General features: G+C 59.4%; 12 protein-coding genes and 1 pseudogene. 8 read left to right on the top strand and 5 right to left on the bottom strand.

The features are described from left to right. Positions 1 to 216: 216 nt before the first annotated feature. Complete coding sequence (locus tag LKR43_RS08345; RefSeq protein WP_227683577.1) at positions 217 to 1,029, top strand: transporter substrate-binding domain-containing protein; 813 nt, start codon at positions 217 to 219, stop codon at positions 1,027 to 1,029. Between the two features lie 18 nt (positions 1,030 to 1,047). After that, the gene (locus LKR43_RS08340; protein ID WP_227683576.1) at positions 1,048 to 1,707 is read left to right on the top strand and encodes an amino acid ABC transporter permease; all 660 of its coding nucleotides are present in this window, start codon (positions 1,048 to 1,050) and stop codon (positions 1,705 to 1,707) included. On the opposite strand, the gene LKR43_RS08335 is transcribed toward LKR43_RS08340, so the two are convergent. After that, a complete protein-coding gene (locus LKR43_RS08335; protein ID WP_227683575.1) occupies positions 1,704 to 2,570 on the bottom strand; it encodes an MOSC domain-containing protein in 867 nt (288 codons plus the stop codon). The two genes, LKR43_RS08340 and LKR43_RS08335, sit on opposite strands and share 4 nt — an antisense overlap. Before the next feature lie 59 nt (positions 2,571 to 2,629). Here LKR43_RS08335 and LKR43_RS08330 point away from each other — a divergent pair, with 59 nt between their 5' ends. Together LKR43_RS08330 and LKR43_RS08325 are read left to right on the top strand one after the other, a co-directional pair. Beyond that, positions 2,630 to 3,520, top strand: a complete 891-nt coding sequence (locus LKR43_RS08330; RefSeq protein WP_227683574.1) for an EamA family transporter — start codon at positions 2,630 to 2,632, stop codon at positions 3,518 to 3,520. A 103-nt stretch (positions 3,521 to 3,623) separates the two neighbouring features. Further along, positions 3,624 to 4,814 (top strand): acetylornithine transaminase, encoded by a 1,191-nt coding sequence (locus LKR43_RS08325; protein ID WP_227683573.1) that lies wholly within the window; start codon positions 3,624 to 3,626, stop codon positions 4,812 to 4,814. 3 nt (positions 4,815 to 4,817) lie between these two features. Here LKR43_RS08325 and LKR43_RS08320 read toward each other — a convergent pair whose 3' ends face one another. Together LKR43_RS08320 and LKR43_RS08315 are read right to left on the bottom strand one after the other, a co-directional pair. After that, positions 4,818 to 6,422, bottom strand: a complete 1,605-nt coding sequence (locus tag LKR43_RS08320; RefSeq protein WP_227683572.1) for an argininosuccinate lyase — start codon at positions 6,420 to 6,422, stop codon at positions 4,818 to 4,820. Positions 6,423 to 6,608: 186 nt separating this feature from the next. Further along, positions 6,609 to 8,768 (bottom strand): malate synthase G, encoded by a 2,160-nt coding sequence (locus LKR43_RS08315; RefSeq protein WP_227683571.1) that lies wholly within the window; start codon positions 8,766 to 8,768, stop codon positions 6,609 to 6,611. A 199-nt stretch (positions 8,769 to 8,967) separates the two neighbouring features. On the opposite strand from LKR43_RS08315, the gene LKR43_RS08310 reads away from it, so the two are divergent. Next, positions 8,968 to 9,894 (top strand): LysR family transcriptional regulator, encoded by a 927-nt coding sequence (locus LKR43_RS08310; protein WP_227683570.1) that lies wholly within the window; start codon positions 8,968 to 8,970, stop codon positions 9,892 to 9,894. 6 nt (positions 9,895 to 9,900) lie between these two features. On the opposite strand, the gene LKR43_RS08305 is transcribed toward LKR43_RS08310, so the two are convergent. Both LKR43_RS08305 and uraD read right to left on the bottom strand, forming a co-directional pair. Beyond that, positions 9,901 to 10,404, bottom strand: a complete 504-nt coding sequence (locus LKR43_RS08305) for an ureidoglycolate lyase (protein WP_227683623.1) — start codon at positions 10,402 to 10,404, stop codon at positions 9,901 to 9,903. Positions 10,405 to 10,443: 39 nt separating this feature from the next. Beyond that, positions 10,444 to 10,944: pseudogene (gene uraD / locus LKR43_RS08300) on the bottom strand (2-oxo-4-hydroxy-4-carboxy-5-ureidoimidazoline decarboxylase); the annotation flags it as partial. 172 nt (positions 10,945 to 11,116) lie between these two features. Here uraD and xdhA point away from each other — a divergent pair. The 3 genes from xdhA to xdhC are packed head-to-tail and all read left to right on the top strand — an operon-like array spanning position 11,117 to position 15,831. Next, positions 11,117 to 12,601: a xanthine dehydrogenase small subunit gene (gene xdhA, locus LKR43_RS08295; protein WP_227683569.1), complete on the top strand. Its 1,485-nt coding sequence runs from the start codon at positions 11,117 to 11,119 to the stop codon at positions 12,599 to 12,601. Then, positions 12,602 to 14,938: a xanthine dehydrogenase molybdopterin binding subunit gene (xdhB, locus tag LKR43_RS08290; protein ID WP_227683568.1), complete on the top strand. Its 2,337-nt coding sequence runs from the start codon at positions 12,602 to 12,604 to the stop codon at positions 14,936 to 14,938. It abuts the gene before it with no gap. Next, entirely contained in the window at positions 14,938 to 15,831 is an 894-nt protein-coding gene (gene xdhC, locus LKR43_RS08285) for a xanthine dehydrogenase accessory protein XdhC (RefSeq protein WP_227683567.1), read from the top strand. The genes xdhB and xdhC overlap by 1 nt, the downstream gene beginning before the upstream one ends. The last annotated feature ends 1 nt before the right edge of the window (position 15,832 follow it).

Raw genomic sequence — 15,832 nt, 5'->3', positions numbered from 1 at the left:
TTGCAGTGACCCGATAGAAAATTTAAATAACTCCAATTGATTTATATTAAATTATATATTTCTTTTGGTTATGAATAAGTAATTAACAAATAGTTATGAATCCTGGCCGGGCTTGATAGCATGGTGGTTTTGGCGCATAAAGCACTCGCATAACGCACAATTTGCACGGCCTGTCTGCCGCTGCGCCTTCTACTCTCTCTTTTGCAGGAACATCAAATGACTACGTTTGCTAATGCGCGCCGCCTGCTGGCTGCCGGCGTAATGGCGGTGTCGGCTCTGGCCGCTGGTGGTGCCGCCCATGCGGCCGACCTGATCGATACGGTCAAGGAGCGCGGCACGCTGATTGTTGGCGTCGAAGGCACTTACCCACCCTTTAATTATGTTGACACCAAAACCGGCGAGCTCGAGGGTTTTGACATCGACGTGGCCAATTTGATCGGCGACAAGCTGGGCGTAAAGGTGCAGTTCGTCAAGACGGAGTGGAGTGCGATTCTGGCGGGCCTCAGTTCCGGCAAGTTCGATGTGATCATCAATCAGGTGGGCATCACGCCAGAACGCAAGCAAGCCTTCGACTTTTCCGTTCCCTACGTGGCTTCCAGCCCCCAGCTTATACTGCGCAAGAATGACGACGCCGGCTACACCAGCTTTGCCGATCTGAAAGGCAAGAAGCTGGGCGTATCGCAGGGCAGCAACTACGAGGCCCTGGCCAAGGCGCAGGAAGGCGTGGATGTGAAAAGCTATCCGGGCGCGCCTGAATACCTTTCCGACCTGGTCAGTCGTCGCGTCGATGCGGCCCTGAACGACCAGTTGATGACCGGCTATCTGGTCAAGACCTCGAATATTCCCATCAAAGGCGGAGCGATCGTGGGTGATCCCAAGTTCAACGGCATTCCCTTCCGCAAGGGCAATCCCGGATTCGAGGCAGCAGTGAACAAAGCCTTGCAAGACTCCTTCAGCAGCGGCGAGTTCGCCAAGATTTCAGAAAAGTGGTTTGGCATTGATGTCAGCAAGGTTCGCAAACCTGAATAATCCAACCCCTGGTTCAGTATGAATTTCATTGACCTCATGGTCCTGGCCGGTCCCATTCTTCTGAAGGGGACCGGTTACACATTGATCTTTGCCTTTTCCGCGATGCTGGGCGGCTTGCTGGTAGGCTTTGCGCTGGCTGTCTTGCGCATCATCCCCAGCCGCTTTACTCAGGTTCCGGCCACGGTCTACGTGAGCATGATGCGGGGCACACCGCTGCTGGTGCAGGTTTTCATTATTTATTACGGCCTGCCCAGCATAGGCATTTCCTTTGATCCGCTGACGGCCGGCGTGCTGGCCCTGAGTCTGAATGCCGGTGCCTATATTTCGGAAAGCCTGCGTGGTGCGATACTGGGGATATCCCGGGGGCAATGGTCGGCGGGCTACAGCCTGGGCCTGGGTTATGGGCAGAACCTGCGTTACGTGGTCATGCCCCAGGCCCTGCGTCTGGCCGTGCCATCCATGAGCAATTCGCTGATCAGCCTGATCAAGGATACGTCGCTGGTCTCGGTGATTACGGTGACCGAGCTGCTGCTGGCCACCAAGGATGTAATCGCCACCACCTTCCAGCCTTTGCCACTGTATCTGGCTGCCGCCGGCATCTACTGGGTACTCAGCCTGTGTCTGGAGCAGGTGCAGGCTCGACTGGAAAAATACTACGGCCGGGCCGCCCGGCATTAAAAGTCGAATTCGGCCTGCACCGCATCACCCACACTCAGGGTGTCGCCTTCCCGGGTGCCGGCCACGACTGCGTTCACGCCAAACAATACGCCGTCCGGAAACTGCCGGTGTCCGGCGAGCGTCAGGCCGGGCTCACTGGCTGACAGGGCCGTGGCCTGGTCAATATTGGGTATGGGGCAGCGGGCGCAGCGCTTGACCTGGGCCAGCGTTATCGGCCCCACCTTGATGCTGGCCAGATAGTCTTCTTCGTAGGCGTCCAGTCCTTGCAGCACGATGTTGGGACGAAAGCGGTTCATGGGCACACCCGCCTGCCCCCTGGCTTGCAGGCGGCGGTTCAGGTCATCCAGCGAGCCCTGGTTGGCGATCAGCAGGGGAAAGCCGTCGGCAAAGCTGAAACGGTGGAGTTCGGGAAAGTCGGGCTCGTGTTCACCGTGTTTGCTGCGCCAGGCGTTAACGTGTTCCAGGCTGGCATGGCGCTGTGCCTGTGGGTGCTCGCGCAGCAGCCTGCAGCCCAGGCCCAGAAATTCCGATAACCAGTTCGCGGCGGCATCGCCTTCGTCCAGGCCCAGCGTATCGGCAGCCCAGATGCGCACAGGTACGGTAGGCCCGGCATCACGCAGCCAGGGTACTTGCAGGTCGGGCATGCCTGGAGCCGACAGTGTCAGGTCGTGGCCGTGCAGGGCAGGTTGTATCAGTGCCATTCTGGCATGCTGGCGCTGCGTCAGGAACACGCCCTGGTCGTCGACGACAACCCATTTTCTGTCGAGAAACAGGCCGCCCTGGCTGATGGCGACCCGGGTGTGGTCAATGCCGGCGCAAGACTTGACGGGATAGGTATGAAGGCTGAGGATGGAAATGGACATAATTGGCAAGCTCCTGGCGCATAATACCGCTTTACACCATTAATTTGCAGGGATTGTGCATGCCTTTGAAGGACTGGCTGGCAGCTTTGGTCATCGTGTGTGCCTGGGGCGTGAACTTTGTGGTGATCAAACTCGGACTGGGTGAAATACCGCCATTGCTGCTGGGGGCCCTGCGATTTATCTTTGTGGTGTTCCCCGCCATTTTCTTTGTGAAGCGCCCTCAGTTGCCCTGGCGCATCATAGTGCTGTACGGCCTGACCATCAGCCTGGGACAGTTCATATTCCTGTTCACAGCCATGTCGGTGGGCATGCCGGCGGGCCTGGCGTCGCTGGTGCTGCAGTCGCAAGCGTTCTTCACTGTGCTGATCGCCGCAGTATTGCTGCATGAACGTGTGCATGCGCACAACCTTGCGGGCATGATGGTGGCCATGACAGGCCTGGTCCTGATCCAGCAAGGCGCAGTCGTCGGTACGCTGACGCTGCTGGGATTCACACTGACACTGGTGGCGGCTTTCAGCTGGGCCAGTGGAAATATCGTGGCCAAGTGCGCCGGGAAGGTCGATATGGTGGGCCTGGTGATCTGGGGCGCCCTCATTCCTCCCTTGCCTTTTCTTGCCCTGTCATGGATCTTTGAAGGCCCGCAGCGCATACAAGACAGCCTGAGCAACATCACTTACGTGGGCATAGGTGCGGTGGCCTATCTGGCGCTTGTGGCCACGGTGGTGGGCTACGTACTGTGGGGGCGGCTGCTGACCCGGCATCCAGCCAGCAAGGTGGCGCCGCTAAGCTTGCTGGTGCCGGTTATCGGGCTGATTTCGGCAGCCGTGCTGCTCGATGAGCATCTGCAATTCGTGCAATGGGTGGGTGGCGCCATCGTCATGCTGGGCCTGGCTGTGAACGTATTCGGACCCAGGCTGTGGTCGCTGTTGCGATCCAGCCTGCGAACATGAAGCATGGGGCCGAGCTATGTGCCGAAAGTATGCTGTACTGCGGTAAAATTTGCCCGGCAGGTATTGCTGCCATCTCTTTCTTTTTCGAATACAGGAAGCCAAAATGAAATTTGATCAGTCGGGTGTCGACGCGTTGATGGAAATTACCAGCCGTCCCGAGCTCGTTTTCGTGCGCGGACACGGCTCCTGGCTGGAAGATCACAATGGCAAGCGATACCTCGATATCGTGCAGGGCTGGGCCGTCAATTCGCTGGGTCATTGCCCTCCGGAAGTGGTCAAGGCCATGAATACCCAGGCGAACTTGCTGATCAATCCTTCGCCGGCTTTCTACAACCAGCCGGCCATGGATCTGGCCAAGCGCCTGACCGGTGCGTCATGCTTCGATCGCGTGTTCTTCACCAATAGCGGTGCCGAGGCCAACGAAGGCGCCATCAAGCTCGCACGCAAATGGGGTCAGCTCAAGCGTAACGGCGCCTACAAGATCATTACCTTCGATCACAGCTTTCATGGCCGCACGCTGGCGACCATGTCGGCATCGGGCAAGCCCGGCTGGGACAAGATCTTCGCCCCACAGGTCGATGGCTTTCCCAAGGCAAAACTGAACGATCTGGATTCAGTACGCGCCCTGATCGACGATCAGACCGTGGCCATCATGCTCGAGCCGGTTCAGGGCGAGGCCGGTGTTATTCCTGCAACCGTCGAGTACATGCAGGGATTGCGCAAGCTTGCCGATGAACACGGCTTGCTGCTTATCGTCGACGAAGTGCAAACCGGCATGGGCCGCACCGGCACCTTGTTTGCCTATCAGCAGTCAGGCATTACGCCCGACATCATGACGCTGGCCAAAGGGATAGGCGCCGGGGTGCCGCTGGGTGCCTTGTGCGCACGCGAAGAAGTCAGCGTGTTTGTGCACGGCGATCAGGGTGGTACCTATAACGGTAACCCTCTGATGGCGGCTGCCGGCATTGCGGTCTTCGACGCCATTACCGCCCCCGGTTTCCTTGATGCGGTCAATGAGCGTGCCCAGCAGCTTTCCGAAGGCTTGCTGGCGCTGTCGGCCAAATGGGGCATGAAGGGTGAGCGCGGGGTTGGCCTGTTGCGTGCCCTGATGCTCGATCGCGACGACGGCGTCGATATCGTGAACATGGCGCGCGACCGCGCACCCGAGGGTCTGTTGCTGAACGCTCCACGCCCGGCGTTGCTGCGCTTCATGCCCGCCCTGAACATCACCGCCCAGGAAATCGACCAGATGCTGGGCATGCTGGACGAAATCGTGGGCAAGGTGCGCGGCTGATAATCAGCTGCCATCCTTGAGCTGGTTGAAAGCCTGGTCCAGACGGGTGTCGGCATCAGCAAGCTTCTGGCGGGTCGCCTGCATCCAGGCCTGATCCGCCTTCAGCGTTTGCTGCGCACGTTCCAGCATGCGCTCGACTTCAGCAGGCTGCGGGCCGCCAGTGCCCAGCCGGGTGTTCACCATGAATTCCGGTGACAGCAGTTGGCGGAATTCAGACTCCTGTATGGGCAGGATAGCGTCGGGCAATTCGTACTTGGTGATCGCTTGGGCGTACAGCTCGACGGCCTTTTCGTAAGGAAAATCCTTGGGCTTGAGTGCCTGGCTGCGTGCCTCGGTGACGATCGACGAGGCAAAGCTGTGGCCAACCCGGAAAGGTATCTGATGTTCCTTCTGCAGGGCCTCGGCCAGTTCCATCGAGGTCGTCCAGTCATTTTCAAGTTCTTCGAGCGAACGTTCCGGATTGACCTTCAGCGCATCCATGACCTTGTTCATGCCGGCGACCATTTTGATGGCTTGTGGAAAGAACCCGATTTCTGCCCATGGCGACTTGTAGTCCGTCATCCCGGTAGTGACGTTGTGGGCTCTGAACACCACGGTCTGACCCAGACCCACGACATTGGAAGCTGCTTCGCGGGCGCGCATGATGATGCCCGGGTTGCGCTTCTGGGGCATGGCGCTGCTGGTGTAGGTTGAGCTTTCGTCCAGCAGCAGCCACGGGCGCGTTTGATGATACTGCGTATGGATGTCGCCCAGCACGGCGCCCAGGCGTATGGCGGCCGATGACACGATGCTCACGGCTTCCAGGGAAATGTCTGATGGACTGACCTGGCTGGAGTCAAGCGAGTTTTCGATGACGCCGTCAAAGCCCAGCAATTCGGCCAGCCTTTCCCGATTCAGTGGCCAGCTGGAGTTGGCCAGCACGGCGGTACCCATGGCGCTGCGATTCATGCGTTTGTATAGTTCGTGTATACGTTGTGCGTCCCGTTCGAACGATGCCTCGTAGGCGAGCAGATAATGGGCGTAGCTGATGGGCATGGCCTGCACGCCATTGGTGTAGGCGGGCACTATCGTGTTGACGTTCTGGGCGGCGGTCGCCACAAAGCGTTCGCGCAACGAGTTCAGGGCATCGGAATAGTCCAGCAGCTGTGTGCGCAGTCTGGCCATACGATAGGTGGCATACATGTCCTGCCGGCTGCGTCCGGTATGTATCAGCGAGGCTTCGGGCCCGATCTTATCGCTGATGATGCGCTCTATCTGCAGCACATCTTTCGGCCGCTTGCCGTCTGGCTGGCCAGCCTGATCCAGTACATGCGCAACGCCCCCTGCAATCTTCTTGCCGAGATCGGGCGAGATAATCCCTTCCTCGGTCAGCATGATGACCGAGGCTTTGTTGATCTTGTTGACCCAATGGAACTGATCCTGTTCCCGGTCGCCGGCGCTGGTTTCGTTGGCACCGACCGAGGAGGAGCCGGTGGTTGCGCCGGCTTTGGCGGCCTGCTGATTGCATTCGGCGGTGGTGCTGCACGGTAGTTTGCCCGTGTCGGCAGCCATTACCGAGGCCGGTGCAAACGTTAAGGCGGAAATTATGAGGGCAAGTTTGATGTTCAAGCTATGTCTCCGTATGGAAGTCGTTTTATGAATTTTGTGCTGGCAGTTTTAGCATGTGAGTCGGCCGCGATGTGTAAGCAGACGTGCCGGCGGCATCCACATTATGGTGGATGCTTTGAACTCCGAAAAAAAAGCCCGAAGCCTTTTCGGGGCTTCGGGCCTTGCACGCAGGTCTGCTGATTGGCCTTACTTGGCCTTGACGGCCTGGCGCCACTGGTGCAGCAAGGGTTCGGTGTAGCCGTTGGGCTGTTCCAGACCCTTGAAGATCAGGTCGCAGGCCGCCTTGTAGGCCAGCGAAGTGTCAAAGTGTCCGGCCATGGGCTGGTACAAGGGGTCGCCGGCATTCTGGCCGTCAACCACGGCGGCCATGCGTTCCATGGTTTCCTGTATCTGCTCTTTGCTGACTACGCCGTGGCGCAGCCAGTTGGCCATGTGCTGGCTGGAAATACGCAAGGTGGCGCGATCTTCCATCAGGCCGACGTTGTGGATGTCGGGAACCTTGGAGCAGCCTATGCCCTGGTCCACCCAGCGCACCACATAGCCCAGTATGCCCTGGGCGTTGTTGTCGAGTTCTTCCTGGATTTCCTGGGTCGACCAGTTGGTGTCGGTGGCCACCGGAATGGTCAGCAGCTTCTCGAGCAGCGGTTCGGACTTGCCTTCCATGCCTTGCTGAACCTGCTGCACATCGATCTGATGATAGTGCAGGGCATGCAGCGTGGCAGCCGTTGGCGAAGGTACCCATGCGGTATTGCCGCCCGCCTTCAGATGACCGATTTTCTGAACCAGCATGTCGGCCATCAGGTCGGGCATGGCCCACATACCCTTGCCGATTTGCGCCTGGCCGCGCAAGCCGCATTCCAGGCCGGTCTGAACGTTGTTGCGCTCGTAGGCATCGATCCACACGCTGCGTTTCATGTCACCCTTGCGCACCATGGGGCCCGCTTCCATGGACGTATGCATTTCGTCGCCGGTGCGGTCCAGAAAGCCTGTGTTGATGAAGGCAACACGCTCGCGCGCAGCGGCAATGCAGGCCTTGAGGTTGGCACTGGTGCGTCGCTCTTCGTCCATGATCCCCATCTTGATGGTGTTGGGTTCCAGGCCCAGCAAGGCTTCGGTGCGCGAGAACAGTTCGGATGCAAAGGCGACTTCGTCGGGGCCGTGCATCTTGGGCTTGACGATGTAGATCGAACCCGTGCGCGAGTTGCCCTGCTTTTGCAGGTCGTGCATGGCGATCAGCGAAGTGAACACGGCATCGAGTATGCCTTCCGGAATTTCACGGTCGCCGTCATAGAGGATGGCCGGGTTGGTCATCAGGTGGCCGACGTTGCGGATGAACATCAGGGAGCGGCCATGCAGCGACTGGGTCTGGCCGTTCAGATCGGTGTACTGGCGGTCGGCGTTCAGCTTGCGGGTGAAGGTCTTGCCGCCTTTGCTGACTTCTTCGGTCAGGCTGCCGTTCATCAGGCCCAGCCAGTTGCGATAGGCGGTGACTTTGTCTTCGGCGTCAACAGCGGCGATGGAGTCTTCGCAGTCCATGATAGTGGTGATGGCGGCTTCAAGTACTACGTCCTTGATGCCGGCCGAGTCTTGCTTGCCTATGGGATCGTTGGCATCGATCTGAATTTCGAAGTGCAGGCCGTTGTGCTCGAACACAAGGGCTTCGGGCCGGGCCGCCTCGCCGCGGTAACCCAGGAAGAGCGCGGGATCAGTCAGGGTTGTGGATTGCCCGTTGCTCAGGCTTACCTGCAGCTTGCCATCGACGACTGCGTATGCCGTGGCGTCGGTATGGGAGCCGGCTGCCAGCGGTATGCTTGAGTCGAGAAAGTCGCGGGCATAGGCGATGACCTTGGCGCCGCGCACCGGGTTGTAGCCGCCTGCGGCCGAAGCGCCGTCTTCGTCAGAGATGGCATCGGTGCCATAAAGGGCGTCGTACAGGCTGCCCCAGCGCGCGTTGGCTGCATTCAGTGCATAGCGCGCATTGGTGATGGGTACGACCAGCTGCGGGCCGGCCTGCCGGGTGATTTCGGTATCGACCTTGCTGGTCTTGACCGCCACATTGGCGGGGACGTCTTTCAGATAACCGATCTGGCGCAGAAAAGCCTGATAGGCGCCGGCATCGCTGATGGGGCCGGGGTTCTGCCGATACCAGTTGTCCAGTTCGACCTGCAAGCGATCACGCTCGGCCAGCAGCTCCCGGTTCCTGGGTGCAAGGTCGTGCACCAGCTGGTCGAAACCCGACCAGAAGGCCTGGGCGTCCAGTCCTGTGCCGGGCAAGGCTTCGTTCTGGATGAAGTCGTATAGCTCGGTGGCAACCTGCAAGCGGTTGCTGGTGGTTCGTGCGCTCATGGTGTTCCTTGGATTAGAGGGTGTGGGGTGGCGCTTGTTGCGCCAGCATGGTCATAGGATAGTCAATAATCCTGATGAATTGAATGCTATGATTTATCGCTACTGTCGATACTATAAGTATCGAATAGATAAGAATGCATAGGGAGGTTTCAGAAGGGCAGGCCTTTTTTCTTCTTTAGAACCTAAATAAAGGTATGGAGTGAGTCGTTATTCCGAGATACGCAGTTTCGCGCTGATTGCCGAGAAAGGCAGCTTCGCCGCCGCTGCCCTGGTCGAAGGCGTGACCCCGGTCGTCATGGGCCGGCGGCTGACCTCGCTGGAGCGCAGGCTGGGGGTGCAATTGATGCATCGCTCGACCCGCGGGCTGACCTTGACCGAACTGGGCGAACAGTTTCTTGAGAGTTGCCAGCAACTGCTGCGGGACTTTGATGCGGCCGAGGAAAGCATCAGCGCGGGACGCAACGTGGTGCGTGGTCATCTGGTTGTGGCCGCCCCTGCTGCGTTCGGGCGCAAGCATGTGGCGCCGCATGCCGTGGCGTTCCGAACGCTGTATCCGGAACTGCGCCTGTCATTCAACTTTACCGACAGCGTCGAAGACCTGGTGCGCGAAGGCTATGACATGGCCTTGCGGATAGGCGAGGTGAAGGATCCCAACTATGTAGCCGTCCACTTGTTTCCCAACCGGCGCGTGGTGTGCGGTACACCCGATTACTTTAAACGGCACGGCATCCCGCGCATACCCGAAGACCTGACCCGCCACAATTGCCTGGCGTTCAATTTACAGGGTGGCCAGCAGCGTGGCTGGATCTTCGTACGCAATGGCAAGCCGTTTGCCGTGCGGGTCGAAGGTGATCTGGCCTGCAATGACGGTGAGCTGCTGTATGAGTGGGTCAAGCAGGGCCAGGGTGTGGGGTGGCGTTCAACCTGGGAAATACAGGCTGAATTAAAAGACGGCAGCCTGATGACGGTGCTTGATGATTTTGCGCTGCCCGATTACAACATCCAGGCGGTATACCCCCAGCAACGCTATCTGCCTGCGAAAGTGCGCCATCTTATCGACTTCCTGCGCGATATCTACAACCGCCCCGGTTATTGGGAAGATAAACCCCCGGTACCGGGGCCGTAAGCGAGATCACTCTGGCAGTGCAATGAGCCCGGCGGGGCTTATGCCGACGACGTCACAGTTCTCGCCGGGGCCGCTGCGATCTATGACCAGAAAGTCAGAGACCGCATTCAGCGCCAGCAGAGGATGATGCCAGACACCGGTACGGTAATTGACGCCTTGCGTGCCCTGACAGAAAAATACACGCAGCTGTTCGAGTGCGGGTGGCTCGCCTTCTGGCGCGACCACCACCAGATAAGGTTGCCCGGACAAAGGCATGAAGGCCTGGCTGCCCCGCGGATGCCGCTCCATCATGCTTACCTGAAACGGCAATGTGCGTGGCAATCCGCGAAATATCGACACGATGGCCTTGCCGTCGTGGCCCGGATCGATATGAGCCAGATCGTGATAACGCTCTGTGTTGCCGTCGTTGATGGTGAAGTGCTTCACCTGGCTGGACGCCTCGATGACATCGCCATAAGGCATGAAGGCTTCGCGAGTCAGGGGGACGACAGGCAGGTAGTGTTGAGACATGGCATTCCTGGATGTTGATGGGTAGCGGGCTTCCAGCCTGAGCAGGGCGATCCTGCCTATTTCCTTTAGGCAAGTGGCGAACTCCGTCTCGCGATCATTAAGCAGGCGCGCTTGAATGGCGTCCATGATCTGATAGCGGCTCAGGCCCTTCACCGCGACGACGAAGGGAAATCCGAAACGCTGCCGATAGGCGGCGTTCAGTTCGCGCAGCCGCACAAGCTCGTCGGGACTGCATTGATCCAGTCCGGCTCCTTGCTGCTCTTGTGTCGAGGCCGCGGTGAGCGTACCACGAGTGGCTTCTTTGCCGGCCAGCTCGGGGTGGGCGCATATCAGTTCGTGCTGTTCGGCGGGCGTTGCCTGCTCGAGGGTTGCCAGCATTGCGGCGTGCAGTGCCGGCACGTCTTTGAACGGCCGGTTCTGCCATGCCCGCCGGGCTATCCAGGGGGAGTGTTCGAAAATGCCATCGAGTTGCTCGACGAATGTCTGGCAAGGCAGACCGGAGAGCTCGGCCGGTGTCGGAAAGGGCTGCGAGGCGTTCATGCTGGGCGTTACCTGTAGGTGTATGGCTAGGTTATCAATACCTATATTGCCCCAGGTCGCTGTTTTCCCGCAATTGAAATCACCCCCGATAGCGGGCACAATCGAAAACATGTCCGGCAGAAAGGGCCGGCCGCCGCACTTGGGCAAACTTTGCAAGGATACCGCTGGCTCAATGAAGACGCACAATATCCGCTTTTATTATCAAGGCAAGATCCATGAAGTTGCCGGGCAGCCCACCACGCGAACGGTATTGCAGTATTTGCGCGAAGACCTGCATTGCACCGGCAGCAAGGAAGGATGTGCCGAGGGAGACTGCGGTGCCTGTACGGTAGTGACGGCAGAGCTCGACCAGACCGGTCAGCCTGTGCTCAGGGCGGTTAATGCCTGCATACAGTTCTTGCCGGCTCTCGATGGCAAAGCTCTGTTTACCGTTGAAGACTTGCGCCAGCCCGATGGCGCGCTGCATCCCGTGCAGCAGGCTATGGTGGCATTGCATGGTTCGCAGTGCGGCTTTTGTACACCGGGTTTTGTGATGTCGATGTGGGCCTTGTATAACAGGCAGACGTCCGCCCGCCCTACACGCGATGATATTCTCGACGCCTTGTCGGGCAACCTATGCCGCTGCACAGGTTATCGCCCGATTATCGATGCCGCCCAGGCCATGTTTGATTGGCCACGTATATACTTTGACTATCCGGCACTGGCCTTGGCGTTACGGTCATTGCAACGCGATGAAACGTTTGAGTACCATCATGCCGGGCATTCCTTCTTCGCCCCCCGCACACTCTCCGGACTGGCGCAGCTCAGGCTGGATCATCCTGAAGCACGAATGTTGGCCGGCAGTACCGATGTCGGGCTATGGGTGACCAAGCAACTGCGTGAGCTGCCGGAGCTGATCTATATTGGCCGCGTTGCAGGCTTGCGCGATATCTTTGAAGCAGACGGCGATCTGCATATCGGCGCCGGCGCCCTGCTTGCCGATGCTTATGATGCCTTGGTTCAGCGCTACAGCCAGTTGCATGAAATGCGGCGGCGCTTTGCGTCGCTACCCATACGCAATGCCGGTACCCTGGGCGGAAATATCGCCAATGGTTCGCCCATAGGTGACTCCATGCCTGGTCTGCTTGCGCTGGGTACACGTCTGGTTTTGCGTTGTGGTGAGCAAGTCCGCACATTGCCGTTGAACGAGTTCTACCTGGCGTATCAAAAGAATGCCCTGCAGCCCGGCGAGTTCGTGCAGGGCATCAGGGTGCCTCTGCCTGTGCCTGGCCAGCGCTTTCGCAGTTACAAGCTGTCCAAGCGCATTGATCAGGATATCTCCGCGGTATGTGCAGGTTTTTCCCTTGAACTCGATGATAATGGCCTGATATCGAATGCACGCCTGGCCTTTGGCGGCATGGCAGCTGTTCCGGCCCGGGCGCCGCAAGCTGAACAGGCCCTGGTGGGCAAGCCCTGGACGCTTGAGGTTGTCCGGCAGGCCATGCAAGCCCTGCAGCACGACTATCAGCCTTTGTCCGATATGCGCGCCAGCAGCCGCTATCGCATGACGGCGGCGCAGAACCTGCTGTATCGCTTTTACCTTGAAACTCGCCCTGACCAACCCCTGGCTGTGCAACAGACCCGCGTGCTGGCCGGCATTGCAGACAGCGAGGTGTAAATGAACACGCATACAGATGTTTTCCTGACCCAGGATGGCAAGGCGGGTGCTGCGGGCAGCCCGGCACCGCATGAATCCGCAGCCCTGCATGTCAGCGGCGAGGCGTCCTACGTCGACGACCTGCCCGAGCTGCAAGGAACTCTGCATTGCGCCCTGGGCCTGTCAGGCAAGGCGCATGCGCACATAAGCAGCATCAACCTTGATCCGGTCCGTCAGGCGCCAGGCGTTGTGGCCGTGCTTACCGCAAGCGATATTCCTGGCGAAAACAATTGCGGGCCGGTGGTGCACGATGACCCGGTGCTGGCCGATGGTGTGGTCCGGTATGTCGGCCAGCCTGTCTTTGCGGTGGTGGCGCATAGCCACGATGCCGCCCGGCGTGCCGCACGCCTGGCGCACATCGAATATGAAGACCTGCCGGCCATCCTGAGTCCGCAGCAGGCCAGATCTGAACAGGCCACGGTAGTACCGCCCATGCGCATGCGCCGGGGTGACCCCGAGGCCGCGATTGCTTCGGCACCACAACGCCTGTCCGGCAGTTTCGCCTGCAATGGCCAGGAACAGTTTTATCTGGAAGGCCAGATATCGTATGCCGTGCCCAAAGAGGGTCACAGCCTGCATCTTTGGTGCTCCACCCAGCATCCTTCCGAAATGCAGGCCGTGCTCGCCCATGTGCTGGGCTGGCAGGCGCACCAGCTGCAGGTCGAATGTCGTCGCATGGGAGGTGGTTTTGGTGGCAAGGAATCGCAGTCGGCATTGTTTGCCTGTGTGGCCGCACTATGTGCTGTGCGCCTGAACCAGCCGGTCAAGCTGCGTCTGGATCGCGATGATGACTTCATGATCACCGGCAAGCGCCATGGCTTCGATTACCAGTACGACGTGGGTTTCGACCAGCAGGGGCGCATATTGGGTCTGAAGCTGGACATGACCCTGCGGGCCGGCCATTCGGCCGACCTGTCCGAGGCCGTCGCCACACGTGCAGTGTGTCATGTCGATAACGCTTACTACATACCGCACATCGACGTGCAGGCGGTGTGCGGCAAGACCAATACCCAATCCAATACGGCATTTCGCGGCTTTGGCGGGCCACAAGGTGCGCTGCTGACCGAAGTCCTGATGGATGTGATCGCGCGCAAGCTGGAACTTGATCCCCTGGATGTCCGGCGCGCGAATTTCTACGGCATTAACGACCGCAACACCACGCCTTATGGGCAAACCGTGGCCGATAATGTGTTGTACCCGCTGACCGACCAGCTGGTGGCAGACAGCCAGTACCAGGCCCGCCGTGCGGCAGTCAGCGAATTCAACCGCAACAGCCCGGTACTCAAGAAGGGCCTTGCGCTTACACCTGTGAAGTTCGGCATTTCATTCAATGTGCCGGCCTTTAACCAGGCGGGTGCGCTGGTTCACGTGTATCGCGATGGCTCTGTGCTGGTCAACCATGGCGGCACCGAGATGGGCCAGGGCTTGAATACCAAGGTGGCGCAGGTAACGGCTGCCGAACTGGGGCTGGATCTGGCCTGTGTGCGTGTCACAGCCACCGATACCAGCAAGATAGCCAATACCTCGGCCACCGCAGCCTCTACCGGGACTGACCTGAACGGCAAGGCGGCGGCCGATGCAGCATCCCGCATACGGGGGCGTCTGGCCGAGTTTGCTGCCGGGCGCTGGGGTGGCACCGCCGATTCGGTGGTCTTTGCCGCAGGCACTGTGCAGGTTAACGGACAGCATCTGCCCTTTGCCCAGGTGGTGGATGCCGCTTACTGGGCGCAAGTGCAACTGTGGTCCGAAGGGTTTTATGCAACGCCGGGCATACAGTGGGACAAACAAACCATGACCGGCCGGCCCTTCTATTATTTTGCCTATGGTGCGGCTGTATCGGAAGTCATGATCGACACCCTTACGGGCGAGTGGAAACTGCTGCGCGCCGACCTGTTGCACGACGTGGGCCGGTCCATAAATTCGGCCATAGACATCGGGCAGATTGAAGGCGGTTTCATACAGGGCATGGGGTGGCTGACCACTGAAGAACTTTGCTGGAATGACCAGGGCAGGCTCACCACGCATGCGCCGTCTACCTACAAGATTCCGGCTGTAAGCGATTGCCCCGCGGATTTCCGTGTGGCCCTGTTCGACAAACCAAATATCAAAGACACGGTTCATCGCTCCAAGGCGGTGGGCGAGCCTCCGTTGTTATTGTCGTTCAGTGTGTTCAATGCCATACGTGACGCCGTCGCCAATGCGCGGGGCGCGCCAGGCGAGCCGGATCTGAATGCGCCGGCCACCCCGGAAGCCATACTGAATGCCCTGAGCGGCTTGCCGGCGCGGAGCACGGCCTGATGTACGAATGGTTTGCTCCCGCACAACAACTGCTGGTATCGGGTCAGCCTGCCATTCTGGTCACCCTGGTCAAGGCTGAAGGATCGACGCCCCGTGAAACGGGTACCCGCATGCTGTTTACAGCCGACCAGCAATGGTTGAGCATAGGTGGCGGCCAAATGGAATGGCGTGCCGCCGAAATAGCACGCGACATGCTGGCCGGCCGACACGATTATGCTGATCATCATACCGAGCGCATACCGCTGGGGCCGCGGCTCGGGCAATGCTGCGGGGGCGTAGTCACCCTGGCCTTTGAGTGGTTGACGCAGGCCCTGCTGGACCATGAGGCGGCCACCCGGGTGCCGCCCGATCAGCACATCGTGCTGTTTGGCGCAGGCCATGTAGGACGGGCGCTGGTTCCTATATTGGGCAGCCTGCCGTGCACCGTGTTGTGGGTTGATGAACGCGATACGCAGTTCCCCCAGGTATGGCCGGCCAATGTCAGCATCGAGGTCACCGACACGCCCGAAGCGGTGGTGGATCAGGCACCCCCGGGCAGCTACTTTCTGGTCATAACGCATTGCCACGCGCTGGATCAGCGTTTGTGTCGCCAGATTCTGAAGCGTGATGACTTTGCTTATTTCGGCTTGATAGGGTCGCAAACCAAGCGCCATAAATTTGAACGCCGCCTGCGCGAGCGGGGTGTACCTGAAGCCAGACTGGCACGCATGACCTGCCCGATAGGGGTGCCAGGCATACGCGGCAAGGCGCCCGAAATCATTGCGGTGGCCGTGGCCGCCCAGCTGTTGCAGGCGCGTGAACAATATCTTGCCGCGATGCACTCGGCTGCGGGCGCCGATGACCTGCTACCATTGCCCCTGACTGTGCCCGCGTCGGGCGCTACGACCGAGTGAG

Source organism: Pusillimonas sp. MFBS29 (assembly GCF_020687695.1).
Lineage (GTDB): Bacteria > Pseudomonadota > Gammaproteobacteria > Burkholderiales > Burkholderiaceae_B > Pusillimonas_C.
Note: the sequence above shows the minus strand (reverse complement) of the source record. Positions and strands in the feature narration are given on the sequence as shown.